This is a genomic window from Nitrosovibrio sp. Nv17, assembly GCF_900119085.1.
GTDB lineage: Bacteria > Pseudomonadota > Gammaproteobacteria > Burkholderiales > Nitrosomonadaceae > Nitrosospira.
In genome coordinates this window covers 1-1,207 of record NZ_FPIQ01000056.1, presented here as the reverse complement: position 1 = coordinate 1,207, position 1,207 = coordinate 1, and the positions used below count along the sequence as shown (strand labels likewise).

The 1,207-nt window shown below is 67.9% G+C and carries 1 protein-coding gene; it reads right to left on the bottom strand.

Going from position 1 to position 1,207, the window contains the following annotated elements; genetic code table 11:
* On the bottom strand, positions 1 to 1,207 hold a 1,207-nt coding region (gene haoB / locus BT108_RS13290; RefSeq protein WP_072295029.1), incomplete at both ends, for a hydroxylamine oxidation protein HaoB.

The following is a 1,207-nucleotide window of genomic DNA, read 5'->3' as shown; positions in this document are numbered from 1 at the left end:
GGGGGGGAATCAGGCCCGGCATCGCCGGAGGCGGCCGGGGCGTGTTCGCCGATGTAGCCGGTGGTGGTGCGGGGGTGGGAGCGCGGGCTGGCTGCAAGCGCCTCTCCCGCAGCCGGGATCTTGTAGACCCAGTAGCCGCCCTGCTGGTAGATGAGCTGCAGGGCGGTGAGGTTAAGCGGGGTGGAGCGGGTGAAGGGCAGCATCTGCGCCAGCAGGGTGCGGGTGCTGCTCTCGTCGCGCAGGAAGTAGCCGCGTACCAGGCTCTCGGACAGGGACTGCAGGGTGTAGGTGATGAAGTTGTTGTCCTGCGACCAGTTCTTGATGTAGCCGATCATGCCGTGCATGTTGTTTTCCATGGGGAAGTGCTTGTAGGTGATGTCGAACGCGTCGGGGCGCACCAGGCCGAGCTTGTAGAGGTCGGTGACGTGGATGACGACGTAGGCTTCGCGTGCAGGGGCGCCCGGGGCCTGGTCGGCGTCCGCCAGTTCGCGCAGGAGGGCCGCACCCTGCGCCGGTTCGCTCAGGAGGGCGTCGACGAAGCGCTCGAAGGTGCGCCGCTCTTCGGCCGGGGCGGGGTCGCCCCAGAACTGGGCTTCCTGGTGGCGGATGGCGTCATGGTATTGTTCCCAGGGGGTGGGGGCGATCAGGGGTTCGCCCAGGTGGTGGGTGAACAGGGTCTTGCGCCCGGACAGGAGGTCGAGTTGCCGGGAGATGTCCCACCAGGCGAGGATGCGTGCGTCCTTGGCGGCGTATTTGTCGATGGCCACGGCCAGGGTGGTGAGTTCTTCGAGCTTGCTGTCGAGGGAGACGAGCAGTTCGCTGGTGCGGTTCTCCCAGCTGATGAGGACCGGCGGCTGGCCGTCCCGGCGCGCGGTGGTGGCATGGGCGATGGGGTCGGGTACTGCGTCGGTGCGTATCTCGTACTGGGCCAGGGTGAGATCCGGCCAGGCTTCCATGCCAAGTTCGCTGAATTCGGAGATGTTGCCTTCCTTGGTCAGGATGTAGCGGTAGGGGGCGGTGCCGGGATGGGTCCAGAGGTAGGCGAACCAGGCCAGCAGGGCGAGTCCTCCCGTCACCAGGAGGATGCCCAGTGCCGGCAGGATTCGGGTCTGGAATCCTCCCCCCCGGGCGGGGGGAGGGGTATCAGGATGTGGGGAGGCAGCGGCCGGGACGTGGCTGGCCCCGGCCGCCGGTGCGGCCGGCATGG